This window comes from Citrobacter sp. Cs237, from assembly GCF_030332325.1.
GTDB lineage: Bacteria > Pseudomonadota > Gammaproteobacteria > Enterobacterales > Enterobacteriaceae > Citrobacter_A > Citrobacter_A sedlakii.
This window is the reverse complement of the sequence record NZ_JAOWIB010000103.1, coordinates 245,431-271,976: the sequence shown is the minus strand read 5'-3', so window position 1 is coordinate 271,976 and position 26,546 is coordinate 245,431. Positions and strand designations below refer to the sequence as shown.

General features: G+C 54.8%; 21 protein-coding genes. 12 read left to right on the top strand and 9 right to left on the bottom strand.

Translation table 11 applies throughout. The features are described from left to right. Window positions 1-61: 61 nt before the first annotated feature. Window positions 62-1,945 (top strand): sigma 54-interacting transcriptional regulator, encoded by a 1,884-nt coding sequence (locus OGY07_RS11740; RefSeq protein ID WP_060570203.1) that lies wholly within the window; start codon window positions 62-64, stop codon window positions 1,943-1,945. Here the strand turns inward: OGY07_RS11740 and OGY07_RS11735 are convergent. Next, window positions 1,935-3,143 (bottom strand): BaiN/RdsA family NAD(P)/FAD-dependent oxidoreductase, encoded by a 1,209-nt coding sequence (locus OGY07_RS11735; RefSeq protein ID WP_060570204.1) that lies wholly within the window; start codon window positions 3,141-3,143, stop codon window positions 1,935-1,937. The genes OGY07_RS11740 and OGY07_RS11735 overlap by 11 nt on opposite strands. Window positions 3,144-3,373: 230 nt before the next feature. Between OGY07_RS11735 and pitA the strand changes: the two genes are divergently transcribed. Further along, a complete protein-coding gene (gene pitA / locus OGY07_RS11730; RefSeq protein ID WP_042286680.1) occupies window positions 3,374-4,873 on the top strand; it encodes an inorganic phosphate transporter PitA in 1,500 nt (499 codons plus the stop codon). A gap of 146 nt (window positions 4,874-5,019) precedes the next feature. Here pitA and uspB read toward each other — a convergent pair whose 3' ends face one another. Beyond that, window positions 5,020-5,355: a universal stress protein UspB gene (gene uspB, locus OGY07_RS11725; RefSeq protein ID WP_042286682.1), complete on the bottom strand. Its 336-nt coding sequence runs from the start codon at window positions 5,353-5,355 to the stop codon at window positions 5,020-5,022. A gap of 398 nt (window positions 5,356-5,753) precedes the next feature. Here uspB and uspA point away from each other — a divergent pair, with 398 nt between their 5' ends. Together uspA and dtpB are read left to right on the top strand one after the other, a co-directional pair. Then, window positions 5,754-6,188, top strand: coding sequence for a universal stress protein UspA (gene uspA / locus OGY07_RS11720; RefSeq protein ID WP_000323571.1), 435 nt, complete (start codon window positions 5,754-5,756; stop codon window positions 6,186-6,188). Between the two features lie 234 nt (window positions 6,189-6,422). Then, window positions 6,423-7,895 (top strand): dipeptide/tripeptide permease DtpB, encoded by a 1,473-nt coding sequence (dtpB, locus tag OGY07_RS11715; protein WP_286600703.1) that lies wholly within the window; start codon window positions 6,423-6,425, stop codon window positions 7,893-7,895. 87 nt (window positions 7,896-7,982) lie between these two features. Here dtpB and OGY07_RS11710 read toward each other — a convergent pair whose 3' ends face one another. After that, the gene (locus tag OGY07_RS11710) at window positions 7,983-8,486 is read right to left on the bottom strand and encodes an RrF2 family transcriptional regulator (protein WP_042286691.1); all 504 of its coding nucleotides are present in this window, start codon (window positions 8,484-8,486) and stop codon (window positions 7,983-7,985) included. 219 nt (window positions 8,487-8,705) lie between these two features. Between OGY07_RS11710 and OGY07_RS11705 the strand changes: the two genes are divergently transcribed. Beyond that, window positions 8,706-9,908 (top strand): NAD(P)/FAD-dependent oxidoreductase, encoded by a 1,203-nt coding sequence (locus tag OGY07_RS11705; RefSeq protein ID WP_286600700.1) that lies wholly within the window; start codon window positions 8,706-8,708, stop codon window positions 9,906-9,908. Window positions 9,909-9,932: 24 nt separating this feature from the next. Here OGY07_RS11705 and rsmJ read toward each other — a convergent pair whose 3' ends face one another. Then, complete coding sequence (gene rsmJ / locus OGY07_RS11700) at window positions 9,933-10,691, bottom strand: 16S rRNA (guanine(1516)-N(2))-methyltransferase RsmJ (protein ID WP_205612588.1); 759 nt, start codon at window positions 10,689-10,691, stop codon at window positions 9,933-9,935. Window positions 10,692-10,698: 7 nt separating this feature from the next. Continuing rightward, window positions 10,699-12,741, bottom strand: coding sequence for an oligopeptidase A (prlC, locus tag OGY07_RS11695; protein WP_042286700.1), 2,043 nt, complete (start codon window positions 12,739-12,741; stop codon window positions 10,699-10,701). A 214-nt stretch (window positions 12,742-12,955) separates the two neighbouring features. On the opposite strand from prlC, the gene OGY07_RS11690 reads away from it, so the two are divergent. Together OGY07_RS11690 and gorA are read left to right on the top strand one after the other, a co-directional pair. After that, on the top strand, window positions 12,956-13,798 hold the full coding sequence (locus OGY07_RS11690; RefSeq protein WP_042286702.1) for a 23S rRNA (adenine(2030)-N(6))-methyltransferase RlmJ: 843 nt from the start codon (window positions 12,956-12,958) through the stop codon (window positions 13,796-13,798). A 71-nt stretch (window positions 13,799-13,869) separates the two neighbouring features. Then, window positions 13,870-15,222, top strand: coding sequence for a glutathione-disulfide reductase (gorA, locus tag OGY07_RS11685; protein WP_042286705.1), 1,353 nt, complete (start codon window positions 13,870-13,872; stop codon window positions 15,220-15,222). 49 nt (window positions 15,223-15,271) lie between these two features. Here gorA and OGY07_RS11680 read toward each other — a convergent pair whose 3' ends face one another. Next, the gene (locus OGY07_RS11680; protein WP_042286708.1) at window positions 15,272-16,666 is read right to left on the bottom strand and encodes a cytochrome-c peroxidase; all 1,395 of its coding nucleotides are present in this window, start codon (window positions 16,664-16,666) and stop codon (window positions 15,272-15,274) included. A gap of 421 nt (window positions 16,667-17,087) precedes the next feature. On the opposite strand from OGY07_RS11680, the gene OGY07_RS11675 reads away from it, so the two are divergent. Beyond that, entirely contained in the window at window positions 17,088-18,737 is a 1,650-nt protein-coding gene (locus OGY07_RS11675; protein ID WP_042286711.1) for an alpha,alpha-trehalase, read from the top strand. Window positions 18,738-18,784: 47 nt separating this feature from the next. On the opposite strand, the gene OGY07_RS11670 is transcribed toward OGY07_RS11675, so the two are convergent. After that, window positions 18,785-20,368, bottom strand: coding sequence for an STY4199 family HEPN domain-containing protein (locus tag OGY07_RS11670; protein ID WP_286600693.1), 1,584 nt, complete (start codon window positions 20,366-20,368; stop codon window positions 18,785-18,787). Between the two features lie 150 nt (window positions 20,369-20,518). On the opposite strand from OGY07_RS11670, the gene OGY07_RS11665 reads away from it, so the two are divergent. Next, complete coding sequence (locus tag OGY07_RS11665; RefSeq protein WP_286600691.1) at window positions 20,519-21,073, top strand: GNAT family N-acetyltransferase; 555 nt, start codon at window positions 20,519-20,521, stop codon at window positions 21,071-21,073. Between the two features lie 12 nt (window positions 21,074-21,085). Here the strand turns inward: OGY07_RS11665 and OGY07_RS11660 are convergent, their stop codons facing one another. After that, entirely contained in the window at window positions 21,086-21,685 is a 600-nt protein-coding gene (locus tag OGY07_RS11660; RefSeq protein ID WP_042286718.1) for a response regulator transcription factor, read from the bottom strand. 358 nt (window positions 21,686-22,043) lie between these two features. Then, window positions 22,044-22,802 (bottom strand): SDR family NAD(P)-dependent oxidoreductase, encoded by a 759-nt coding sequence (locus OGY07_RS11655; protein ID WP_286600688.1) that lies wholly within the window; start codon window positions 22,800-22,802, stop codon window positions 22,044-22,046. Window positions 22,803-22,921: 119 nt separating this feature from the next. Here OGY07_RS11655 and OGY07_RS11650 point away from each other — a divergent pair, with 119 nt between their 5' ends. From OGY07_RS11650 to OGY07_RS11640, 3 genes are all read left to right on the top strand, one after another. After that, window positions 22,922-23,821, top strand: coding sequence for a LysR family transcriptional regulator (locus OGY07_RS11650; RefSeq protein ID WP_286600686.1), 900 nt, complete (start codon window positions 22,922-22,924; stop codon window positions 23,819-23,821). Between the two features lie 48 nt (window positions 23,822-23,869). Continuing rightward, window positions 23,870-24,898: an inner membrane protein YhjD gene (gene yhjD, locus OGY07_RS11645; RefSeq protein ID WP_042286727.1), complete on the top strand. Its 1,029-nt coding sequence runs from the start codon at window positions 23,870-23,872 to the stop codon at window positions 24,896-24,898. A gap of 308 nt (window positions 24,899-25,206) precedes the next feature. Then, window positions 25,207-26,529 carry an MFS transporter gene (locus OGY07_RS11640; protein WP_042286730.1) on the top strand — a complete coding sequence of 441 codons (1,323 nt, stop codon included), beginning with the start codon at window positions 25,207-25,209 and terminating at the stop codon, window positions 26,527-26,529. The last annotated feature ends 17 nt before the right edge of the window (window positions 26,530-26,546 follow it).

Here is a 26,546-nt window from a genome sequence, read left to right as displayed (position 1 = left end):
CACAATGGTTTGTGTAAGGTTCTTTTTATAAATCAGGACGCCAGCCGTAAGTGATGAATAAATGAAGAATAATGAGATTGTTATCTTTTCTGTTTCCAGCACCATCACTCAGCGCATCGCCAATGTGTTAATAGAACGCAAACTGGATATTCCCGTATACGAATTTCATTATTCTGACGTGCTGGAAAAAGCGGATGAGATGATTCGCGCTGGCACAAAAATTATTATCAGCCGCGGTGGCACCGCCGCCCTGTTGCGCAGCAATATGACCATTCCGGTTATCGAGATCGCCCATGATTTTCACGGCGTTTATCGCATCCTGCAGGAAGCCAAACACAAGTCGCAGAAAATCGCCGCTATTGGTTTTCCTCAGTTTTGTAATGCGCTGCGCCATTATCAAAATATGACCAACGAAGAGTTCAAGATCTGCCAGGTCTATAACCATTATGATATTGAAAACGTGGTTAAAAATCTGGCCGAAAATGACTATCAGCTGGTGATTGGCGGCCTGACAGTGGCTGAAATGGCGAAAAAGTACGGCTTAAATGCGGTCATGGGCGATACCGATAATATCTCCATCGAACAAGCCATTAACGAAGCCTGGAGTCTGCTGAAATATATCAATCAGGAAAACACAAAACTGTTAATGAGCCAGTCGGCGCTGAATCAGTCGCGTGAAGGCATTATGTGTATCGACCAGATGGGGGAAGTCATTAGCGTTAATGCCACCGGTATGACCCTGTTTCAGTGCCATCCGGGCGATAAACTCTTCAAAAAAGAGGCGTTTAAAGATCTGTACGGTAGCATTATTAATGAAATAAGCCTGAAGGAACAGCCGACGGAAATTAACGGAAATCTGGTCTACGTCTCGATCAAACATTTTGCCAACCGTCGACACTCGTTTTCGATTATCACCGGCTTAAGCCAGGATAATGCGCTCTGGCATTCCGTGGCGAATAAAAAAAGCAAACTGCGCGGCTTTACCACGTCGTATCACTTTGACGATATTATCGGCCAGTCGCGGCAAATCCTTGACGTCATTGCGAAAGCAAAGCTGTGCGCCCAACATGATTTACCGGTCAATATCACCGGTGCTACCGGGACGGGGAAAGAGCTTTTCGCCCAGAGCATCCATAACCATAGCGCACGCAGCCATTGTCCTTTTATCGCCATCAATTGCGCGGCCATCCCGGAAAGCCTGCTGGAAAGCGAACTGTTTGGCTATGCCGATGGCGCATTTACCAACGCCCGTAAAGGCGGCAAACCCGGCATTTTCGAAATGGCGAAAGACGGCACGGTGTTCATTGATGAAATCAGCGAAGCGCCGTTATCGGTGCAGGTAAAATTGCTGCGCGTATTACAGGAAAAACAGTTTTCCCGGATCGGCGGCGACTCGTTGATTACCGCCAACTTCCGCCTTATTACCGCCAGTAATAAACCGCTGAAGGCGCAGGTCGACGCGGGTGAATTTCGTCAGGATCTCTGGTACCGCATCAACATTCTCGAACTGGCGTTGCCCGCGCTCCACGAGCGCCCCGGCGACGTCATGCTGATCGTGCAGCACCTGCTGGCGCAGCAGGGCAAAACGCTGATATTTACCCCGGAAGCCCAGGCGTTTTTAAACGCGTATACCTGGCCGGGCAACATTCGTGAGCTGCAGGCGGTGGTTTATCGGCTCGTTGTGTTATTACAAACGGATGTGGTGAGCAAAGCGGATCTTCAGCAGTTGTGCCAGATGTCCTCCGTTTCGCCGGAGGAGGTTTCGCGCCTCCCCACAAGCGAAATGACGGTGGACGCTACCAACCTGCTTAAGAAACAGGAAAAACAGCTCATTACCCGCGTCATTGAAACCACGGCAGGCGACCGTACCAAAGCCGCGACAATGCTCGGAATAAGCCCCACCACATTGTGGCGTAAGCTTAAAGAACATCGCATCAGCGTTTAGCGTCCTCATGAGACGTTAAATCCTGCGCGCAGGCCCAGGCGCTCGACCACGCCCACTGGAAGTTGTAGCCGCCCAGCCAGCCGGTCACGTCCATCACTTCACCAATGAAGTAGAGCCCCGGTACGTTACGAGCTTCCATCGTTCGCGATGACAGTTCGTTGGTATCGACACCGCCCAGCGTCACTTCCGCCGTACGGTAACCTTCAGTGCCATTTGGCTGTATACGCCACGCGGTGAGGGTGTCGACCAGCGTCTGCTGCTCACGCGCGTTAAGCTGCTTAAGCGAAACGTCGGGGATTTGCCCAAGCTGCTGCAAACATTCCACCAGCCGCTTCGGCAGAAGCATCGCCAGCGTATTTTTCAGGCTTTGATTGGGGTGTGCGCTGCGCTGCTCGTTTAAGAAAGCGTCGGGGTCGGCATCCGGCAGCAAATTAATGGTAACAAATTCGCCAGGTTGCCAGAAGCTGGATATCTGTAAAACAGCCGGGCCTGACAGACCGCGATGAGTGAACAGCAGATTTTCGCGAAAGACGGTGCCGTCCTCGGCGGTAATGACTGACGGCACAGAAACGCCGGAAAGCACCTGAAGCTGCTCCAGCAGGGGTTTATGCAGGGTGAAAGGCACCAGACCTGCACGCGTCGGCAACACCTTCAGGCCAAACTGTTCGGCAATTTTATAACCAAACGGCGTGGCGCCCAGTCCCGGCATCGACAGCCCGCCAGAGGCGATCACCAGTTTTTTTGCGCCAACGTTCATGCCATTCAGCGCCAGCGTATAACCGTCGTTGTCCCGCGTAACGCTCAGCACTTCGCTGCGTAACCGCAGGGTAACATTGCCTTTTTCGCATTCGGCCACCAGCATGTCGACGATTTGCTGCGCGGAGTCATCACAAAAAAGCTGTCCGAGCGTTTTTTCGTGCCATGCGATGCCGTACTTGCCGACCAGATCGATGAAATCCCACTGGGTATAGCGCGCCAGCGCCGATTTGCAAAAATGCGGGTTTTCGCTCAGATAGGCCGCAGGCTCAACATAAAGGTTAGTAAAGTTGCAGCGCCCGCCGCCGGACATGAGGATCTTGCGACCCGGTTTCTTACCGTTATCGATAAGCAGCACCCGGCACCCCGCCTGTCCTGCCTGCGCCGCACAAAACATACCTGCCGCGCCAGCGCCTATAATAACGGCATCAAACCTTTCCACTTTGCATTCCTCTCTCAAAACCGGGCGTGAATTGTAAAGTTATCTAAGTGGTCGCACCAGCGCCAAAATCCTCAGTAAGGAGTATTTGTCTGAAATCTATAAGATAATTCTTTAGAGGCAGCTCAGGATGCCGACGTTAAATCAAAAAAAGTCTATATTTCACTTTGCCCGCGCCGCCAAAGTCACTGATAATGCGCCGCGTTCATGTCCTCAAGATGGCGTAACGTCCTATGCTACATTTGTTTGCTGGCCTGGATTTACATACCGGGCTTTTATTGTTACTTGCTCTGGCTTTTGTGCTGTTCTACGAAGCGATCAATGGCTTCCATGATACAGCCAACGCAGTCGCAACCGTTATCTACACCCGCGCGATGCGTTCGCAGTTGGCGGTGGTGATGGCTGCGCTGTTCAACTTCTTAGGTGTGCTGCTGGGCGGACTCAGCGTAGCCTATGCCATCGTGCATATGCTGCCAACGGACCTGCTACTCAACATGGGCTCCACGCATGGACTTGCGATGGTCTTCTCCATGCTGCTTGCGGCGATCATCTGGAACCTCGGTACCTGGTACTTTGGCTTGCCTGCATCCAGTTCCCACACGCTGATTGGCGCGATTATCGGTATCGGTTTAACCAATGCCCTGATGACCGGCACGTCAGTTGTCGACGCGCTCAACATCCCGAAAGTTATCGGCATTTTTGCTTCGCTTATCGTCTCGCCGATCGTCGGTCTGGTGGTCGCGGGCGGCCTGATTTTCATTCTGCGTCGTTACTGGAGCGGTACCAAAAAGCGCGCCCGTATCCACTTGACGCCAGCGGAACGTGAAAAGAAAGACGGTAAGAAAAAGCCGCCGTTCTGGACCCGTATCGCCCTGATTCTTTCCGCTATCGGCGTGGCGTTCTCTCACGGCGCGAACGATGGTCAGAAAGGCATTGGTCTGGTAATGCTGGTTCTGATTGGCGTCGCTCCGGCGGGCTTCGTGGTGAATATGAACGCCTCAGGTTATGAAATTACCCGTACCCGCGATGCGATCAATAACGTCGAAACTTACTTCCAGCAGCACCCTGACCTGCTGAAGAAAGTGACAGGCGTCGACCAGTTGATTCCTTCCCCGGAACCGGTCGCCACCCAGCCAACGGAATTCCACTGCCACCCGGCAAACACCATCAACGCGCTTGAGCGTGCGAAGGCCATGCTGGCGAACAACGTGGAAAGCTATGACAAACTGAGCGTTGAGCAACGTAGCCAGCTGCGTCGCATCATGCTGTGCATCTCCGACACCACTGATAAGGTGACGAAGCTGCCAGGCGTGAGCACAGACGACCAGCGTCTGCTGAAAAAACTGAAAACCGATATGCTGAGCACCATTGAGTATGCGCCTGTCTGGATCATCATGGCGGTCGCGCTGGCGCTGGGTATTGGTACCATGATCGGCTGGCGCCGCGTGGCGACCACTATCGGTGAGAAGATTGGCAAGAAAGGCATGACCTATGCACAGGGGATGTCCGCGCAGATGACGGCGGCTGTCTCTATCGGTCTGGCCAGCTACACCGGTATGCCGGTTTCCACCACCCACGTACTCTCCTCCTCTGTGGCGGGGACGATGGTGGTTGACGGCGGCGGTTTGCAGCGTAAAACGGTAACCAGCATTCTGATGGCGTGGGTCTTCACGCTGCCAGCCGCGATCCTGCTTTCCGGTACGCTGTACTGGATCTCGCTGAAGCTAATTTAAACATCACTGTGCCGGAGGGCGGCAACGCCTTATCCGGCCTACAGATAAACGAAGCACTCTGGCCCGGTAAGCGAAGCGCTTTCAGGTAAGGGGATGCGAAATAAACCGTATCGGGCGGGTCAGGAAACTGGCCCGCTTTTTTTTGCTCAGTGCCAAATCATCAACGCGATAAGGCTGATGACCACCAGGCCGCACAGCGCACTGGTCAGGATAAACTGACCGCGCACCCGCTCACAGCGGCGAATGAATTCATCATCATGGTGATCGCGGTAACGCTGGGCGTAGATATACCACACCAGCCGCACCTGCTTGTTGGGCTGGCCGTGCGAGGTAAAAAAGCCGCCCCCATCCACATACTGGTAAAGCAAAGGATCGCAACCACGAAGTACCACTAACAGTGCGCGTAACGATGAGAAATAGCGCGCCATATTAACAATGCATACGACACATAACGCCCAGAACAATGCGACGGTGCTTATCATACGACCTCCCCGGCGACCCGCCCACGGAGATCCTCTCCGGGACTACCGCTCCCCAAACTTGCCAGACAGTTCAATGAAAGAGTACGACGAAACCGCCCACGATGGTGCATAAAATCCGAGCGGCTTTATTAATAGTGTAGGAGATCAGTTAATTTTTTTGCCAGAAGGTTAATCACTATCAATGCAATTAACGCAAAAATTTGTTTAACTAACTGGTAAGCAAGGCGGATTGACGGATTATCCTGGTCGCTATACTGTAAGGATCGTCTCAACAATTCATCGCGGCTGAGCTGGCCCCGCGTAGACAAAATCGCATAGTTCGCAGGACGCGGGTGACGCGACGGCACAAGAAACGCCAGCTGGCTGGTCATCGACAACTTTATGGAAGGAGTAATACTATGGCTTACAAACACATTCTCATCGCAGTTGATCTTTCTCCGGAAAGTAAAGTGCTGGTAGAAAAAGCGGTCTCTATGGCGCGCCCGTACAACGCAAAAGTTTCCCTGATCCACGTAGATGTAAACTACTCTGACCTTTATACCGGCCTGATTGACGTTAATCTGGGCGATATGCAAAAGCGCATTTCTGAAGAAACTCACCATGCGCTGACCGAGCTTTCCACCAACGCAGGCTACCCTATCACCGAAACCCTCAGCGGTAGCGGCGACCTGGGCCAGGTGCTGGTCGACGCGATTAAGAAATACGACATGGACCTGGTGGTATGTGGTCATCATCAGGACTTCTGGAGCAAGCTGATGTCTTCAGCGCGCCAGTTGATCAACACTGTTCACGTTGACATGCTGATCGTTCCTCTGCGCGACGAAGAAGAGTAAGTTTTCCCTGCCAGATCCCACGCCCGCTTTTGCGGGCGTTTTTATTTCTTCCTCAGGACATCATTCCAGCCCACAAAACATAATTAGTGTGATCGGCTAATTAGATCGAAATCTATCTGTATAATAATCTACTCATTCGGTTAATGACCGCAGTCTATAACAGAGTCATACATTTTCGGCGCGTTTTGTTTTACGCGTCATACTTTTTGGGATGGCATCGAAAGGCGAAAAAATATGAACACATCTGCACCGACGGGTTTGCTACAACAACCCCGCCCCTTCTTCATGATCTTTTTTGTCGAATTATGGGAACGATTCGGCTATTACGGCGTTCAGGGCATCCTGGCCGTTTTCTTCGTCAAACAGCTTGGCTTCTCGCAGGAACAGGCCTTTATCACCTTTGGCGCCTTCGCTGCGCTGGTCTACGGCCTGATCTCCATTGGCGGTTACGTGGGCGATCACCTGCTTGGCACTAAGCGAACGCTGGTGCTGGGGGCGATTGTACTGGCAATCGGCTACTTCATGACCGGGATGTCGTTACTGAAGCCCGACCTGATATTTATCGCTCTCGGAACCATCGCTGTCGGCAACGGCTTATTTAAAGCCAACCCGGCGAGCCTGCTTTCGAAATGTTATCCCCCGAAAGATCCGCGTCTGGATGGCGCTTTCACCCTGTTTTACATGTCGATCAACATCGGTTCGCTGCTGTCGCTTTCCCTGGCGCCCGTGATTGCGGAAAAGTTTGGCTATGCCGTCACCTATAACCTGTGCGGCACGGGGCTGATTGTCGCGCTGCTGGTCTATTTCGCCTGCCGGGGGATGGTAAAGAATATTGGCTCCGAGCCGGACCATCGGCCGCTCAGTATGCGGAATCTGCTGTCTGTGCTGATTGGCACAGTGGCGATGATTTTCCTCTGCGCCTGGTTGATGCATAACGTACAGGTCGCCAACCTGGTGCTGATCGTTCTGTCCATCGCGGTGACGATTATCTTTTTCCGCCAGGCGTTTAAGCTGGATAAAACCGGGCGCAACAAAATGTTCGTGGCGTTTATCCTGATGCTTGAAGCGGTGCTGTTTTACATTCTTTACGCACAGATGCCAACCTCGCTGAACTTTTTCGCCATTAATAACGTCCACCATGAGATCCTCGGCTTCACCATTAACCCGGTGAGTTTCCAGGCGCTGAACCCGTTCTGGGTAGTCGTCGCCAGCCCGGTACTGGCGGCGATCTACACCCGTCTGGGCAGCAAAGGCAAAGACCTGACGATGCCAATGAAATTTACCCTCGGGATGTTTTTATGCTCGCTGGGCTTTTTAACCGCCGCCGCCGCAGGCATGTGGTTTGCCGACGCGCAGGGGCTGACGTCGCCGTGGTTTATCGTACTGGTGTATTTGTTCCAGAGTCTGGGCGAACTGCTGATCAGCGCGTTGGGACTGGCGATGGTCGCGGCGCTGGTGCCGCAGCACCTGATGGGCTTTATTCTGGGGATGTGGTTCCTGACGCAGGCCGCGGCGTTTCTGCTGGGCGGCTACGTGGCCACCTTTACCGCCGTGCCGGAAAATATCACCGACCCGCTACTGACGCTGCCCATTTATACCGGGGTATTCAGTAAAATCGGACTGGTGACGCTGGGCGTAACGGTGGTGATGGCGCTGATGGTGCCGTGGCTGAACCGGATGATCAATACGCCGGACAGCGAGAAGTAACCGTACTGCTTGTGCCGGAGGGCAGTCTCGCCTTCCGCACCGGACTCCAGGCCCGATAGCGCAACGCCATCGGGCCATTCATCCGATTTACCCTTTACGCGCGTCGATCCACGCCTGCACTTCGACGACAAATGTATCCGGGGCTTTACGGTACATTTTACGCGCCAAATCGAGAATGGTATGTTGGCCCAATGCCTCTTCCATTCGCTGCTGCGCCATATCCATCACTGAACGCACGCCACAAATGCCTTCACAGGCCCACGTCGGCGGTTGCTCGTCAAATACCGCCAGACGTTGGCGGATCTCGCGACATTCGAAAATACGCTTGTCGCCATCTATGGCATTAACCACATCCAGCACGGTAATGTGTTCGGCGGGTCTGGCAAGCTGAAAACCGCCCCCCTTTCCTTCTATGCTGCGCACTAGTCCCGCCTTCGACAGTCGGGTAAAGATTTTAGCCAGGTAGTCATACGGCACGCTTTGTAACTCAGCTATTTCGCGCACGCTCATATCGCGGGCATCGCCTTTGCTGTCCACCATACACATCAAGCTGTGGATGCCATACTCAACCCCGGAACTGTAGAATGCCATGCCTTTATCTCAGCCAAATTAATTCTGAGTTATTGTAGCTTTTTCGCCCTTATCATTCCACTCCCTCCCTTTATATCAGCGATGATAGAAAAAATAACCAACTATTAATCAAGAGGATAATAACTAAATATTGACCGTCATGATTTTTCGCGTTGCTTTTTCAAACTACGACCAATAAAATCCGAGTAAATAAATCAGTGTTAACGGAGCAGGTAAGCAATGCGTAAACAAATTTTGATCGTTGGTGCGGGTTTCGCCGGAATGTGGGCAGCCCTGAGCGCCGCTCGTCTGGTGGATAAAAATGACAGCCAGTCTATTGATATTACGGTGATTGCCCCGCAGCCTGAGCTTCGTGTGCGTCCCCGCTTCTATGAAAATGCCGTAGAAACATTGGTTGCCCCTTTACAGCCTTTGTTCGACGTTACGGGCGTAAATTTCCTGCGCGGAACGGTCACTCAAATTCTGCCCGCCTCAAAGGAGGTCAGTTGGACTGACACCAACGGTGAATCACACTTACATCACTATGACCGTCTGATTCTCGCCAGCGGAAGCCACGTCAACCGTTCACACGTGCCGGGCGCACAAACTTATACGTTCGATCTGGACCAACTGGAGAGCGCCGCGGTCCTGGAGCGGCACCTGAACGAACTGCCGCGCCAGGTGGAAAGTGACGCGCGTAATACCGTTGTCGTTTGCGGCGGCGGTTTTACCGGTATCGAGATGGCGCTGGAACTACCGGGACGGCTGCGTGAGATCCTCGGCGCGAATGCTAAGACCAGAGTAGTCGTAGTTGAACGTGGACCGACGCCCGGCTCACGCTACAGCGAAGCCCTGCGAAACACTATCATCGAAGCTTCCGCTGAGCTTGGCGTGGAATGGATGGTGAATAGTGAGATTGAAAAAGTCGATGCCAGCGGCGTAACGCTGAGAGATGGACGCACCATCCCTTCACAAACGGTAATCTGGACGGCTGGCGTACAGGCAAACGCCCTGACAGCGCAAATTGATGCGCCGCGCGATCGCCAGGGCCGTCTGCACGTCAACAGCAAACTTCAGGTGCCTGAACACGAGCATATTTTCGCCACTGGCGATGTGGCCTACGCAGCCACCGACGATAAAGGCAATCACGCCCTCATGACCTGCCAGCACGCGATTTTGCTGGGCAAATTTGCGGGTAATAACGCCGCTGCCGATTTGCTCGGCATCGAAGCGCTACCGTATCGCCAGGAAATGTATGTCACCTGTCTGGATCTCGGCGCCTGGGGTGCTGTCTATACCGAAGGATGGGACCAGCAGGTGAAACTGACGCGCGCAGAGGCGAAAAAAGTGAAGCAGTCGATCACCCGAGAATTAATTTACCCGCCGGTAGCAGAAAAAGAAGCCGCGTTTAAAATGGCGGATCCGTACGCACCATTTGTGTAAGCAGAAGCGCCATCCGGGGCTTCGTCACGCGTCCAACGGCGTCCCGGGATAAATATCAAACCGATGCCCTTTGGTCACCACCGCGTTGGGCGTGGCGATATTCGCCAGAGGCGGCGCATAATCCGGGCGCTTGACCACCACACGTTTCGTGGCGAGCTGGCGCGCCGGTTCCAGCAGACCGTCGGCGTCTAAATCCGGCCCCACCAGCGACTGAAACACCCGCATCTCTTTTTTCACCAGTGCGCTTTTCTGCTTATGAGGAAACATCGGGTCGAGATAGACCACTTGCGGACGCGGCGTGATGTCCGTCAGCGCCGACAGGCTGGACGCGTGGATCAACTGTAAGCGTTCCTGTAACCAGCCGCCAATCTCCGGATCGGCATAGGCGCGTGTCAGGCCATCGTCGAGTAAGGCCGCCACCACCGGGTTACGCTCCAGCATCCGCACGCGGCAGCCCACCGAGGCCAGCACAAACGCATCGCGTCCTAACCCCGCCGTGGCGTCAACAACGTCGGGCAGATAGTCGCCTTTAATGCCGACCGCTTTCGCTACCGCTTCGCCGCGACCGCCGCCAAACTTACGCCGATGCGCCATCGCCCCGCCAACAAAATCAACGAAGATACCGCCCAGTTTGGGTTCGTCGCGCTTACGCAGTTCCAGATGCGCGGCAGTCATCACCAGCGCCATCAGGTTGTCTTCATCGTGCTCCAGTCCCCAGCGGGACGCCAGAACAGATAAGGCGCCGTCTCCGGCGCCTGTTTCATTAACTAAGCAGATTTTCACGTCGGGATTAGCCTTTTATCCCGTAATGTTCCAGCATTGCGTCCAGCTGCGGCTCGCGGCCACGGAAGCGTTTGAACAGTTCCATCGGCTCTTCAGAACCGCCACGGGTCAGGATGTTATCAAGGAACGACTGTCCGGTTTCGCGGTTGAAAATCCCCTCTTCTTCAAAGCGGGAGTAGGCATCTGCCGCCAGCACGTCTGCCCACAGGTAGCTGTAATACCCCGCCGCATACCCGCCGGCGAAGATGTGGCTAAACGCGTGCGGGAAGCGGCCCCAGTGCGGTGATGGCACCACGGCCACCTGCTTTTTGATCTCTGCCAGCGTTTCAAGGATCTTTGCCCCCTGCTGCGGGTCAAATTCCGCATGCAGGCGGAAGTCGAACAGGCCGAACTCCAGCTGGCGCAGGATGAACAGCGCCGCCTGATAATTCTTCGCCGCCAGCATTTTATCCAGCAGTGCTTTCGGCAGCGGCTCGCCGGTCTCAAAGTGACCGGAGATGAACGCCAGCGCGTCCGGCTCCCAGCACCAGTTTTCCATAAACTGGCTTGGCAGCTCGACCGCATCCCACGGTACGCCGCTAATCCCCGAAACTCCGGCAGTTTCAATACGGGTCAGCATGTGATGCAGGCCGTGACCGAACTCATGGAACAGGGTAATCACTTCATCGTGGGTAAACAGCGCAGGTTTGCCATTCACCGGACGGTTGAAGTTACAGGTCAGATAGGCGACCGGTTTTTGCAGGGAACCATCCGCTTTACGCATCTGGCCGACGCAGTCGTCCATCCACGCCCCGCCGCGTTTGTTTTCGCGGGCGTACAGGTCGAGGTAGAAGCTGCCGCGCAGCACGTTTTTCTCATCATACAGCTCGAAGAAACGCACGTCCGGATGCCAGGTGTCCACGTCGTTGCGCTCTTTGGCGGTGATGCCGTAAATGCGTTTCACCACTTCAAACAGGCCATTAACGGCTTTGTTTTCCGGGAAGTAAGGACGCAGTTGCTCGTCGCTGATGCTGTACAGATGCTGTTTTTGCTTCTCGCTGTAGTACGCGATGTCCCACGGCTGCAGTTCATCAACGCCAAACTCCGCTTTGGCAAAGGCACGCAGTTGCGCCAGCTCTTTTTCGCCCTGTGGACGGGCGCGTTTCGCCAGATCCGTCAGGAAGTCGAGCACCTGCTGTGGGTTTTCTGCCATTTTAGTGGCGAGAGATTTATCCGCGTAGCTGTCAAAGCCAAGCAGTTGTGCCAGTTCGTGACGCAGGGCGAGGATTTCCGCCATCACCGGGCTGTTGTCCCACTTTCCGGCGTTTGGCCCCTGATCAGAAGCGCGGGTGCTGTAGGCGCGGTACATCTCTTCACGCAGCGTCTGGTTGTCGCAGTAGGTCATCACCGGCAAATAGCTCGGAATATCCAGCGTCAGCAGGTAACCGTCCTGTTCTTTCGCTTCGGCCTGGGCTTTCGCCGCCGCCAGCGCGCTTTCCGGCATACCCGCCAGCTCCGCTTCATCGGTAATTAGCTTCGTCCAGCCCATGGTGGCGTCGAGGACATTGTTGCTGTACTGGTTGCCCAGTTCGGACAGACGGGTGGCGATTTCACCGTAGCGTTGTTGTTTATCTTTCGGCAAGCCGATGCCGGACAGCTCGAAATCACGCAGGGCGTTATCTACCGCTTTTTTCTGCGCGGTGTTCAGAGTGGCGTAATGATCGCCGTCGCGCAGGTCGCGGTACGCTTTGTACAGTCCTTCATGTTGCCCTACCCAGGTGCTGTATTCAGACAGCAGCGGCAGCGTTTGCTCGTAGGCTTCGCGCAGTTCCGGGCTGTTTTTCACCGAGTTCAGGTGGCTGACCGGCGAAAAAATGCGACCCAGCACATCATCAACTTCGGCAAGCGGCTGACACAGATTTTCCCAGGTGTACGGCGCGCCCTGCGCGACCACACGTTCCACATTTTCACGGCAGTCGTTCAGCGCTTTGGTGACGGCGGGAACAACATGCTCAGGCTGAATCTGGGAAAACGGCGGTAGCTCGAAGGGCGTCAGTAAAGGATTAGTCATAAACGCTGTCCTGTTTGAAAGAAGTGTATGAAGCGCGCATCCGGCGCTGTGCAATATCCCTGTACAATGGGGATAAGTGTAGAGGATTTCAATACCGGGCGTTGCGCTTTCGCGGCAGGGGGAACTTTTCTGTATACTGTGGCGATACGCTCTATTTTTGCCCGATGGCGCGCAGCTTTTGGGTCTACGTTTATTATCTGGAATACTTTCATCCATGCTCAGTTATCGCCATAGCTACCACGCAGGCAACCACGCCGACGTCCTTAAACACACCGTTCAGAGCCTGATCATTGAATCGCTGAAAGAGAAGGAAAAACCGTTTCTTTATCTGGACACCCATGCCGGGGCAGGTCGCTATCAGCTGAGCAGTGAACATGCCGAGCGCACCGGGGAATACCTGGAAGGCATCGCCCGCATCTGGCAGCAGGACGACCTGCCCGCCGAGCTGGAGCCGTACATTAACGTAGTGAGCCACTTCAACCGCAGCGGTCAGTTGCGTTATTACCCGGGCTCGCCGTTGATCGCCCGTCAGTTGCTGCGCGAGCAGGACAGCCTACAGTTGACCGAGCTGCACCCGAGCGATTTTCCGCTGCTGCGCGGCGAATTTCAGAAAGACAGCCGCGCCCGTGTGGCGCGCGCCGACGGCTATCAGCAGTTGAAGTCTAAGCTGCCTCCGGCTTCCCGCCGCGGCCTGATTCTTATTGATCCGCCTTATGAAATTAAAAGTGACTACCAGGCCGTGGTCAGCGGCATCAGCGAAGGCTATAAACGGTTCGCCACCGGCACTTACGCCCTGTGGTATCCGGTGGTGCTCCGCCAGCAAGTCAAACGCATGATCCACGACCTGGAAGCCACTGGCATCCGAAGGATCCTGCAAATTGAACTGGCCGTGCGCCCGGACAGCGACCAGCGCGGCATGACCGCCTCCGGAATGATTGTGATCAACCCGCCGTGGAAGCTGGAAGCGCAAATGAACAACGTGCTGCCATGGCTGCACAGCAAACTGGTTCCCGCCGGAACCGGACATACATCGGTGAACTGGATCGTGCCGGAGTAATCGCAGCCATTGGTGGAACCAATTGATTTCAGGTATACAATCGCGGCAATCTGAACGGAAGGATAAGACCTATGAGCAAACATTATGACTACATCGCTATCGGCGGTGGCAGCGGCGGTATCGCCTCGATTAACCGTGCAGCGATGTACGGCCAGAAGTGTGCGCTGATTGAAGCCAAAGAGCTGGGCGGCACCTGCGTCAACGTCGGCTGCGTGCCGAAAAAAGTGATGTGGCATGCTGCGCAGATTCGCGAAGCGATCCATCTGTACGGCCCGGACTACGGTTTTGATACCACCATCAATAATTTCAATTGGGACACGCTGATTGCCAGCCGTACCGCCTATATTGACCGTATTCACACCTCGTACGATAACGTGCTGGGTAAAAATAATGTTGATGTGATCAAGGGTTTTGCCCGCTTTGTCGATGCAAAAACCATCGAAGTTAACGGCGAAACCCTGACCGCCGACCATATTCTGATCGCCACGGGCGGCCGCCCAAGCCATCCGGATATTCCGGGCGTGGAATACGGCATCGACTCTGACGGTTTCTTTGAACTTCCCGCGCTGCCGGAACGCGTGGCGGTAGTTGGCGCAGGCTATATCGCCGTCGAGCTGGCGGGCGTGATCAATGGACTGGGAGCGCAAACGCACCTGTTTGTTCGTAAACACGCGCCGTTGCGCAGCTTTGACCCGATGATCACCGAGACGCTGGTCGAGGTGATGAACGCTGAAGGCCCGACGCTGCACACCCAGGCCATTCCGAAAGCGGTGGTAAAAAACGCCGACGGCAGCCTGACGCTGGAACTGCAAGACGGTCGCCGCGAAACGGTTGACTGTCTGATCTGGGCGATTGGCCGCGAACCGGCGACAGATGATTTTAATCTGGCGGCAACGGGCGTGAAAACGAATGAAAAAGGCTACATCATCGTTGATAAATACCAGAACACGAACGTGGAAGGGATTTACGCGGTAGGCGACAACACCGGCGCGGTCGAACTGACGCCGGTCGCGGTGGCGGCGGGTCGTCGTCTTTCTGAACGCCTGTTTAACAACAAGCCGGACGAGCATCTGGACTACAGCAACATCCCAACCGTGGTCTTCAGTCATCCACCGATTGGCACCGTTGGCTTAACCGAGCCGCAGGCGCGCGAGCAGTACGGCGATGACCAGGTGAAAGTCTACAAATCATCGTTTACCGCCATGTATACCGCCGTTACCTCTCACCGCCAGCCGTGCCGCATGAAGCTGGTATGCGTCGGTCAGGAAGAGAAGATTGTCGGTATTCACGGTATTGGCTTCGGCATGGATGAAATGCTGCAGGGCTTCGCGGTTGCGCTGAAAATGGGCGCCACCAAGAAAGACTTCGACAACACCGTAGCGATCCACCCAACCGCCGCGGAAGAATTTGTGACGATGCGTTAAATATGATCAAGGCCGGATAGCGGTTTCACGTTACCCGGCCTGATTTTTATCACTTGCCCTGCATATACGGCGTATACACCCCGGTCTGGCTTTCGAGGAAGGCGACGATATCATCGATATCTTCCTGCGGGATCTCTTTCCCGACCTGGTAACGCAGCATCAGCTTCACCGCGCCGTCCAGGGTCGGCACATCGCCCCGGTGGAAATAGGGCGCGGTTAGCGCAACATTACGCAGACCCGGCACCTTCTGGCGCAGTTTATCGCGCAACTCGTTGGTAACGTTCATACGCCCAATATCCGCTGCGGTCATTTCACCAAAGTTAAAGTCCCGCTTTAAACCCAACGGCTCAAACGACCGACCGCCGAGAATCACGCCGCCATGACAGGTCGCGCACTTGTTATCCTTGAACAGCTGATAACCGTGCTTCTGCTGTGCCGTCAGCGCGTTTTCGTCGCCGCGCAGCCACTTATCAAACGCGGAGTCTGGGGTGATCAGCGTTTTCTCGAATTCGGCAATCGCGTCGGTGATCGTCTCTCCGCTGAAACCCTGCGGGTAAACCGCCAGGAACTGCTGCTTCAGCACAGGATCCTTGTCGAGCTTACTGATGATCTCATCCCAGGATTTCGAGGCCATCTCGATCGGGTTCAGCGGCGGTCCACCGGCCTGCGCCTGTAACGTTGGCGCGCGTCCGTCCCAGAACTGCTCAACGTTAAAGACGGAGTTAAACACCGTCGGCGCATTGATTGGCCCTACCGCGCCGCCCACGCCGATCGACGTTTTACGACCATCCACTCCGCCCGCGTTCAGCGCATGGCAATGGGCGCAGGAAATCGTGCTATCGCCGGATAAACGCGGATCGTGATACAACGTGAAGCCCAGCGCCACTTTTTGCGCATCGGTCGGTAAGACTTTTGGAATCGGCTGCACCGGCTCATTGCGATGCTGCGCGGCGGTGTCATGGCTGGCGTAATACTGCTCACGCTGCTTCGCGATCCAGTCCAGAATCGTCTTCCGTTCCTCGTCGCTCACCTTCCCCGCCCAGTGCAGCGCGGTATAGCGCGTCGGTGGCATGGTTTCGTATTGCATCACCCACTCGATTTTATTCAGATCGCTCTGGGAAACAGGCTCGTTGGCCACCAGCGCGGCGCGAACGGCCTCCAGATTGAAAGATTTGTAGCCAAGCTGAATATCGTAATTCATCAGTTGCCTGGCGATGGGGAAAGAAGAATAAAAAGGAAGTTCAGCGGAGGGAGTATGGCAATAATCGCATCCCTTCTCTCTTAAAAACCCCAACACCTGGTTATTTTCCTTCAGCGCAGAGGCCTGAACGGATGCGGTCTGGCTACGCTGCTTTTCGTGGTACCAGACGTAAGCGGATAAGCCGAAATAACATAGAACGATGCCAGCGATGGCTATCGCGGTAAGACGGGTAATGATTTTCATTATTTTACCCTCACGGTAGTGAGTTAGTGGGTCCCAGAAAGATAAAATGACGTGTCTTGTAAAGACCCAGTCATAATAAAAAAGACGCTGAAGCGGGGATTGATAAGTATCAAGCAATAACATGGGCGGTAACTATCGTTGAGATAGCTTATCCCTATTATTTAACGGGTTTTTTATTTTTTGCTATTTATACTTCGTTGCAATCGAATGTTCCGAAAATAGCGACGGTCGACACAACATCATTTTTCAGAATAGCGCTGTCTTTCAAACAGATAAATTATTTATATGATAAAAGAGGAAATATCGAAACGTGATCGACCGCACACTTTGCACCGCACAGACCGAAGCGAATGTCTACGCTTAAAAAACAGCCGGGCAACACCCGTATCATTTACGACGCAATCCGGAGGTCCTTCTCATTATGATCAACCAGAACCTACAACACGTCCCGTCAGAGGAACTCACGATCGATGTCGATCTGATGTACGAAACGGATCCGTGCGAGTTAAAGCTGGATGAGATGATCGAGGCAGAACCGGAACCTGAGATGATTGAGGGGCTCCCCGCCTCTGACGCCCTGACGCCAGCCGATCGTTATCTTGAACTGTTTGAGCATGTGCAGTCCGTAAAGCTGTTTCCCGACAGCAAAACGTTCCCGGACTGCGCGCCGAAAATGGATCCGCTCGATATTCTGATCCGCTACCGTAAAGTCAGACGTCATCGGGATTTCGATTTGCGACAGTTTGTCGAAAACCACTTCTGGTTGCCGGAAGTGTACGACAGCCAATATGTCTCAGACCCTGAAAATACGCTTAAAGAACACATTGACCGTCTGTGGCCGGTGCTTACCCGCGAACCGCAGGATCATATCCCGTGGTCCTCGCTGCTGGCGCTGCCGCAGTCTTATATCGTCCCAGGCGGCCGATTTAGTGAAACCTACTACTGGGATTCCTACTTCACCATGCTGGGCCTGGCGGAAAGCGGCCGGGAAGATCTGCTGAAATGCATGGCGGATAATTTTGCGTGGATGATCGAGAAATACGGTCACATTCCTAACGGTAACCGCACCTATTATCTGAGCCGCTCGCAGCCGCCGGTCTTCGCCCTGATGGTCGAATTGTTCGAAGAAGATGGCGTACGCGGCGCGCGGCGTTATCTCGATCATTTGAAAATGGAGTACGCCTTCTGGATGGACGGGGCGGAGTCGCTGGTGCTTAACCAGGCCTATCGTCACGTGGTTCGCATGCCGGACGGCTCGCTGCTCAACCGTTACTGGGACGATCGTGACACGCCGCGCGACGAGTCGTGGCTGGAAGATGTGGAAACCGCCAAGCACTCCGGGCGTCCGCCAAATGAGGTCTATCGCGACCTGCGTGCAGGCGCGGCCTCCGGCTGGGACTACTCTTCCCGCTGGCTGCGTGACGCCACGCGTCTGGCGAGCATTCGCACAACGCAGTTTATCCCGATCGATCTCAACGCCTTCCTGTTTAAGCTGGAAAGCGCTATCGCCAATATTTCGGCGCTGAAAGGAGAACGCGAGGTGGAAGCGGAATTTCGCCAGAAGGCCAGCGACCGACGGGCGGCAGTAAACCGCTATCTGTGGGATGAAGAAAACGGCTGCTATCGCGACTATGACTGGCGACGCGGAGAGATGGCGCTGTTCTCCGCCGCCAGCATCGTGCCGCTGTATGTCGGCATGGCGACGCACGAACAGGCCGATCGCCTCGGCGACGCGGTACGTAACCGCCTGCTGACGCCTGGCGGGATCCTCGCCACCGAGTATGAAACCGGCGAGCAGTGGGATAAACCCAACGGTTGGGCGCCGCTCCAGTGGATGGCGATTCAGGGCTTCAAAATGTACGGCGACGACGCGCTTGGCGATGAGATAGCGCATAGCTGGTTGCAAACGGTGAATCTTTTTTATCAACAGCACCACAAGCTGATCGAGAAGTATCACATCGCTGGCGGCACCCCGCGTGAAGGGGGCGGTGGTGAATATCCGTTGCAGGACGGCTTCGGCTGGACGAACGGCGTGGTGCGTCGGCTGATTGGCTTGTACGGCGAACCTTAAAGCGAGTGCCGGATGGCGGCGCGAAGCGCCTTCTCCGGCCTACCGCATTACCTGATGGCGTCATAAATGGCGCGTTGGATCCTGTGCCACTTTTTATTATCCGCGCTGGGGTCGGCGCGCAAGCGCCGTTCCGCCTGCTCCATATCATACTGCTGGCGCTTCACCACCGCAGGCACGGTGCAAAATCGTTGCAGGTAGGCTTTGTGTTCACTGGTCATCGTCGCGCCGCCTGACATGGCGTGACCCAGCGTGTTGATGAACCGTCGACAGGGCTTGTTTTCATCCATCTGGGAGGGATAGCGCAGCAGCAGCTGTAAAACGTCGTCGTGTCCGCGGGCAAATGCCGTCTCCGTCCAGGTAATCTGCCAGTTCATTCCGCCTTGTAAAAAAAGGCTGGTGACCCGCACATCGTTACGATCGATGGCCGCCCGAAGTGAAAACGCATCCCAGGTGATGCCCATCTGGCTGACCGTCTCCCGTGCAGAGGGCATTTCACGCTTGGGTTCGCTCTGCACGATAGCCACGCTTGGGGCTGGCGCTGGCGGCTGGGAGCTGACCAGCCACGCGCCGCCGCCGAGCATGGCGAAGACCATCACGCCGACGGCGCCCCACAGCACGCCGGAAATCAGCTGCTCGCGTTCTTCCGCCGTGCGCTGCGGCCGCTTGCGCGGTGGATCAATGGATTCGCCGATCTCCTGCGCGTCACCGCCTGCCTGATGGTCTTTATGCCGCGCATCGTCCCAGTATTGCGCCAGTTTTCCTTCTTCCACGATCATGAACGCCGTCGGGTTTACCCGCCCTCGTCCCTGTTCGTAAGCCCGCTGTACGGGGCGGACAATATGCTGAAACTGGCAGGCCAGTAGCGTTAGTTGCGCCGATGATAAGGGAACGCCGGCCAGTACGCTGTTACGCGCCTGCCGGCAGTCATCAAGAAACATGCGTAGTGTGAGGCGCGGTTCTACAAACAGCGTCAACACGGATGCATCGTTAAAGATCCCGGCATAATGGCGGCTAAAGGTTTTCTTATCGACCACCATTAGCGCCAGTTCGCTAAAGCGCATTCCGCTCAGCGGATCCTGCTTTTCACCCTGCTTAATCCAGCGTCTGAGCTTATCGGCGCCAAAGCTCTGTCTGAGATAGTTGTTGAGCTGACTCTTGTCCGGCCACATTTGCGCAATCAGGGCGATTAACGTCAGTTCAATCGCGCGCAGCTGGCGCTCGGCGCGCATCTGCTGGCTTGCATCGGTTTGCTCTATGTCTGTCTTGTAATTCAGCAACGGCTGATGCTGGCGCAGTCGTTCAAGGGCATTCACTACCCGCAGGGCGGCAATAAGCTGATTCTCGTTGACCTCTTGTCCACTGTCGTATTGCGGCACGCACTGCTGAAGGTGGCGAAGTTGCAGCGTCAACTGGCTCAGTTGCGCATCGTTAAGATGCAGCCGCCGGGCGACCGCGCTCCAGCCCCCCAGATTCAGTCGGGCCTGATCCAGTTGTTCAAGAAACCAGCGCGGATCTTTGCCTTCAGAAGCATGTACCCCCAACAACAGCAGGATTTCAACGGAAGCCTGGCGGATGATTCCCAGGCAGTGTTCAAACGTCGTGCGTGTGGTCTGTAAAACGCTAATCGTCATTCTCTTCCTTCACCAGAAAGTCCACCCCACCGGGAAATAAATTTTGCTTTAGTGCATTGTTTTAATTATTACTTTTTATAGATATAACATGTTTAATCATTAATACAGTGACCGCTGTGTGAACATCGAGAAATTTTCAGGAGTGTGCCCGTGCCCGTGTTAACGACCGACCGCCTGACCTGTCGCCCCATCGTCTCCCACGACTGGCCCTTTTTTCTCGCGCTCCAGCGACACCCGTCGGTGATGCGTTACGTTGCTGACGCGCGCAGCGAAAAACAGATCCGTGACGCCTTTGACGCCCGCCTGCCGGCATGGCAGCCTGGCGCAGCGCACTGGCTGTGCCTTGTGGTGTGCGACACGGCGACGCAGACGCCGCTGGGCGTGACGGGGTATATTCAGCATGATGAAGGAAGCGCGGAAGTGGGGTTCCTGCTGGCAGCGGAGGCGCAGAGGAAAGGGTATGGCATGGAGTCCCTGCGCGCAGTCTGCGACTACGCCTTCACAACGGGCGGCTTACGCCGCCTGACAGCCTGCGTCACAGAAGGAAACCAGGCCTCGCGGCGCTTGCTGGAAAAAACAGGATTTGTACTGGAAGGCACGCTGCGGGAAAGCTACTGGCTCGAACAGCGCTGGCAAAATGACTGGCTGTTCGGTCTACTGAAGCGGGACTATTTCGCGACCAGCACATCTCTGGCCACGAAATAAAAAGCGATTGCCTTATGGCTGAAACAACAGCATGGCCGCCTGCGTACGATTTTTCACGTCGAGGCGGCGATAAAGCGTTTCAAGATGCGCTTTAACCGTTCCGGTACTGATATTTAACGCGCGGCCAATTTCTTTATTTGATTCGCCCGCCGCAAGCATTGTTAAAATTTCTCGCTGTCGGCTACTTAATGCGTTTATATCGCGATATTCAGGTGATGGAGTTGTTAACAGTTCACTGGGTAAAAATAACATTCCCATCGCGACGCTATTTAAGGCAAGGGCGAATTTTTCGGCGACAGAATCACGCGGCACAATCGCCAGCACGTTATATTGCACCATTTCCTGAAGCCACTTTTTGCTGCAATCTGTCACCGAAATCAAGGTCCTCACCTGCGGAAACCGCTGGACCAGAGTCTGTAATAACCAACGGCAGAACTCGCCGTCAAGGTCGCCGTCCAGCATCAGCAGGGCGTCCGGGGTGTTTTCCAGCGTTTGCCAGAGTTCATCCGCCTGACTGACGCCCTGAATACTTACTCCTGGAATTCGCTGTTCTAAACTGATTTTCATTCCATGAATAAATATTGACTGCCTGTCAAACATGATGATGTTCATTACTCTCTCTCCACCGTTTTCCAAAATCGCATTAAGGAGTGAAAGGGTATTACCCGGGGGGTAAAATAAGAATTCGCCTTTTGGCGGGGGCCATTCTACCGATATCACGCACGGAGAGAAGAAAAAAAGACGAATAGTTACAGCTCAGCCCCATAAATTACACATTTGACGAAAACACCGACGCTAAATTAAGGATATCCTTATAAATTCGTGGTGAGGTAATGATTTATAATATTATTTATCAAAATATTATCGAAAGCGCGCAGAAAGGGAAAGAAGTGAAAAACCCGCAATATGTAACATAATAAAAATTCGCATTTTAGGTTAATTCAGCGGACTTTCGCCCGCTGAACCGCGGTTATAAAAACATACCGCCTGACACCTCAATACGCTGTGCGGTCATCCAGGCCAGATCGTCACTGAGCAACGCGGCAATAGCGTCACCGATGTCATCGGGTAGCCCTGCGCGGCCAAGCGTCGTTTGCGACGCGATCCACGCGTTCAGCGCCTGATTGTCCCGCACACGACCGCCGCCGAAATCCGTTTCAATTGCGCCGGGCGCGATAACATTAACGGAAATGCCCCGTTCGCCAAGTTCTTTCGCCTGATAGCGCGTCAGGACTTCCATTGCCCCTTTCATCGCAGCGTAGGCCGCGTAACCCGGCAGGGCAAAACGCGCCAGCCCGGTTGACACATTGAGAATGCGTCCGCCATTTTTCAGCAGCGGCAACAGATGCTGAGTCAGGAAAAAGGGGCCTTTAAAATGAATGCGCATCAGTTCGTCAAACATCGCTTCGGTCGTGTCGACATAGGGCGCATACACCCCAATACCGGCATTGTTCACTAAATAATCAAATGTCTCGCGATGCCAGTGTTGTTGAAGCTGTTCTTTTACTGTTTGCGCAAAGTCGGAAAAGCCGGATGTATCGGCGACGTTTAGCTGAATTGCCGCCGCTTTTCTGCCTTTTCCTTCAATTTCGGCGACAACATCCAGCGCCGCCTGCTGCTGGCTATTGTAGGTAATGAGGATATCCGTTCCTTTGGCCGCCAGCTTAAGCGCGGCGTTTTTACCCAGTCCACGGCTTGCGCCAGTCACCAATGCGATACGTTGCGTCATAAGAAACCTCATTTCTGCGCTTGTGAAGATTGAGACAAAGCTTATTAGGTGATAGAAAAACAATAAATGTCGCGAATTGCGCATGACTGTTTCATCCAGAACAACAATAGGTCAATCGAATGGATAAAATTCATGCAATGCAGTTATTCCTTCGCGTCGCGGAGCTGGAAAGCTTTTCGCGTGCCGCCGATACCCTGGGCCTACCTAAAGGTAGCGTATCGCGCCAGATCCAGGCACTGGAAAACCATCTCGGCACCCAGTTGCTGCACCGCACCACGCGTCGGGTTCAACTGACCCAGGACGGCATGGTCTACTACGAGCGGGCAAAAGATGTGCTGAGTAACCTCGATGAGCTGGACGGGTTGTTTCAACACGACCCGACCAGCATCAGCGGCAAGCTGCGGATCGATATGCCGGTAGGCGTCGCCAGAAATCTGGTGATCCCGCGCCTGCCCGCCTTTTTACAGCAGTATCCCGGCATTGAGCTGGAGCTGAGCAGCAGCGATCGGCTGGTGGATCTGGTCCGCGAGGGGTTTGACTGCGTGGTGCGTTTCGGCACGCTTAAGGATTCCGGTTTGATCGCTCGTCCTCTCGGTAAGCTGACGGTGATCAACTGCGCCAGTCCGCAGTATCTGGAGCGTTTTGGTTACCCGGAAAGCGCCGACGATCTCGCCTCACATGCCGTGGTGCATTATTCGCTGAATCTCGGGACGCGCCCGCCCGGCTTTGAGATCGCCAGCGCCGGCGGCACACACTGGATAAAAACCGGCGGCACGCTGACGGTAAACAGCACCGAAACCTATCACGCCGCCTGTCTGGCGGGTCTGGGCATCATACAGGTGCCGCGGGTCGGCGTGAGGGAGGCATTACGCAGCGGCAGCCTGATCGAAATCCTGCCCCAGTACCGCGCCGCGCCGATGCCGGTGTCGCTACTTTATCCCCATCGGCGGAATCTTTCGCGGCGGGTCCATTTGTTTATGGAATGGTTATCCGGCGTTATGCGGGACTACGTGGACTGAGAAGCTATACTCTGTGCAGACATGAACAAAAGAAGGACGACCGACCTGATGACGCAGGATAACGACGTAAAACGCCCCACTCAGGAACTTGAACACCAGCCGATCCCAAAGGTCGACACGACTGAAGCCATTGAGACCCCGAAGCAGGAAAGCAGCAACCCGACGCTGAAAAAGTTGACCACCACGGTGGAACAGATCCAGCGCATTCCGATGATTGCGCATCTGATCCGCGCGACTGAGCGCTTTAACGACCGCCTGGGCAATCAGTTTGGCGCGGCCATCACCTACTTCTCGTTTCTGTCGATGATTCCGCTTCTGATGGTGTCGTTTGCCGCCGCCGGTTTTATCCTCGTCTCCCATCCCACGCTGTTGCAGGATATCTTTAATAAGATCCTGATGAACGTCAGCGACCCGACGCTGGCCGCCACGCTGAAAAGCACCATCAATACCGCGGTGCAGCAGCGTACCACCGTTGGCCTGGTGGGTCTGGCGGTGGCGCTCTATTCGGGGGTGAACTGGATGGGTAACCTGCGTGAGGCGATACGCGCGCAGTCGCGTGACGTGTGGGAACGCACGCCGCAGGATCAGGAAAAAATCTGGATAAAGTACCTGCGCGATTTTATCTCGCTGATCGGGCTGTTGGTCGCGCTGATTATTACGTTGTCGATAACTTCGGTTGCGGGTTCGGCGCAACAAATGATTATTTCGGCGCTGTATCTGGACAACATTGAATGGCTGAAACCGGCCTGGCGTCTGATTGGCCTGACGATCTCTATCTTCGCCAACTACCTGTTGTTCTTCTGGATTTTCTGGCGTCTGCCGCGCCATCGTCCGCGCAAAAAAGCGCTAATTCGCGGAACGTTTATTGCGGCGATTGGCTTTGAGGTGATCAAAATCATCATGACCTATACCCTGCCCGCGCTGGTGAAATCGCCGTCCGGCGCCGCATTTGGCTCGGTGCTGGGGCTGATGGCGTTCTTTTACTTTTTCGCCCGCCTGACGCTGTTTTGCGCCGCGTGGATCGCCACCGCCGAATACAAAGACGACCCGCGTATGCCGGGCAAAAGCCACCGCTAGAGGCGGTATCGACGTGCCGGATAGCGACTCGCTCATCCGGCCAGCTAAGGCCGACCAGGCATGGACTTCCGCCAGCACTCATTGATTCAGCATATAAATCCAGGCCGTAACTTTTATTTAACCGAAAACCAGTTTCATCCACTAAGTTTACAATTATGTGAAGCATTTCATGGACGTGAAATCTCAGGCGTAAAAATTATCCGCTTTTTGCCCATTTTTTAGCCATTCCACTACGTTGTTACAGATTGAAATGTCGCTTTTGCTGTGCGTAATATGGCCTTTCGTTCGCCAAAAAATAAGAAAATTGTATGCAAGCAACAGCCACCACACTCGACAATGAACAGGAACACACGCCGGTCAACTCGCGTAATAAAGTCGTCGTCGCCTCACTCATTGGCACCGCCATTGAGTTCTTCGACTTCTACATTTACGCCACCGCCGCGGTGATTGTATTCCCACATATCTTCTTCCCGCAGGGCGACCCGACAGCCGCCACGCTGCAGTCGCTCGCCACCTTCGCCATCGCCTTTGTCGCGCGTCCCATCGGCTCCGCGCTGTTTGGTCATTTTGGCGATCGGGTGGGGCGTAAAGTGACACTGGTGGCGTCGCTGCTAACCATGGGGATTTCAACGGTTATCATCGGCCTGCTGCCAGGCTATGCCACCATTGGTATCTTCGCGCCGCTGCTGCTGGCGCTGGCGCGTTTTGGTCAGGGTCTGGGACTCGGCGGCGAATGGGGCGGCGCAGCGCTGCTGGCCACCGAAAACGCGCCGCCGCGCAAGCGCGCGTTGTACGGTTCGTTTCCGCAGTTGGGCGCGCCGATTGGCTTCTTCTTTGCCAACGGCACTTTCCTGCTGCTCTCCTGGCTGCTGACCGACGAGCAGTTTATGACCTGGGGCTGGCGCGTACCGTTTATCTTCTCGGCAGTGCTGGTGATCATCGGCCTGTACGTTCGCGTGTCGCTGCATGAAACACCGGTCTTCGCCAAAGTCGCCGCAGCGAAAAAACAGGTCAAGATCCCGCTCGGCACGCTGTTGACTAAACATGTGCGCGTGACAATCCTCGGCACCTTTATCATGCTGGCGACCTACACGCTGTTTTATATTATGACTGTTTATTCAATGACCTACAGTACCGCAGCCGCTCCCGTTGGGCTGGGCATGCCGCGTAATGAGGTGCTGTGGATGCTGATGATGGCGGTCATTGGTTTCGGCGTAATGGTCCCCATTGCAGGTCTGCTCGCGGATGCGTTTGGTCGTCGTAAGAGCATGGTGATTATTACCAGCCTGATCATCCTCTTTGCCCTGTTCGCGTTTAAACCGTTGCTCGGTTCCGGAAACCCGGTGCTGGTGTTTGCTTTTCTGCTGTTGGGGCTGAGCCTGATGGGGCTGACCTTTGGCCCGATGGGTGCGCTGCTGCCGGAGCTGTTCCCCACGGAAGTACGCTACACCGGCGCGTCGTTCTCCTATAACGTGTCGTCGATTCTTGGCGCGTCGGTGGCGCCGTATATCGCCGCATGGTTGCAGTCAAACTATGGGCTGGCCGCCGTGGGTCTTTATCTGGCATCAATGGCCGCGCTGACGCTGATTGCGCTGCTGTTAACGCACGAGACGCGTCATCAGTCGCTGTGAGTCGTTGGCCGGATGGC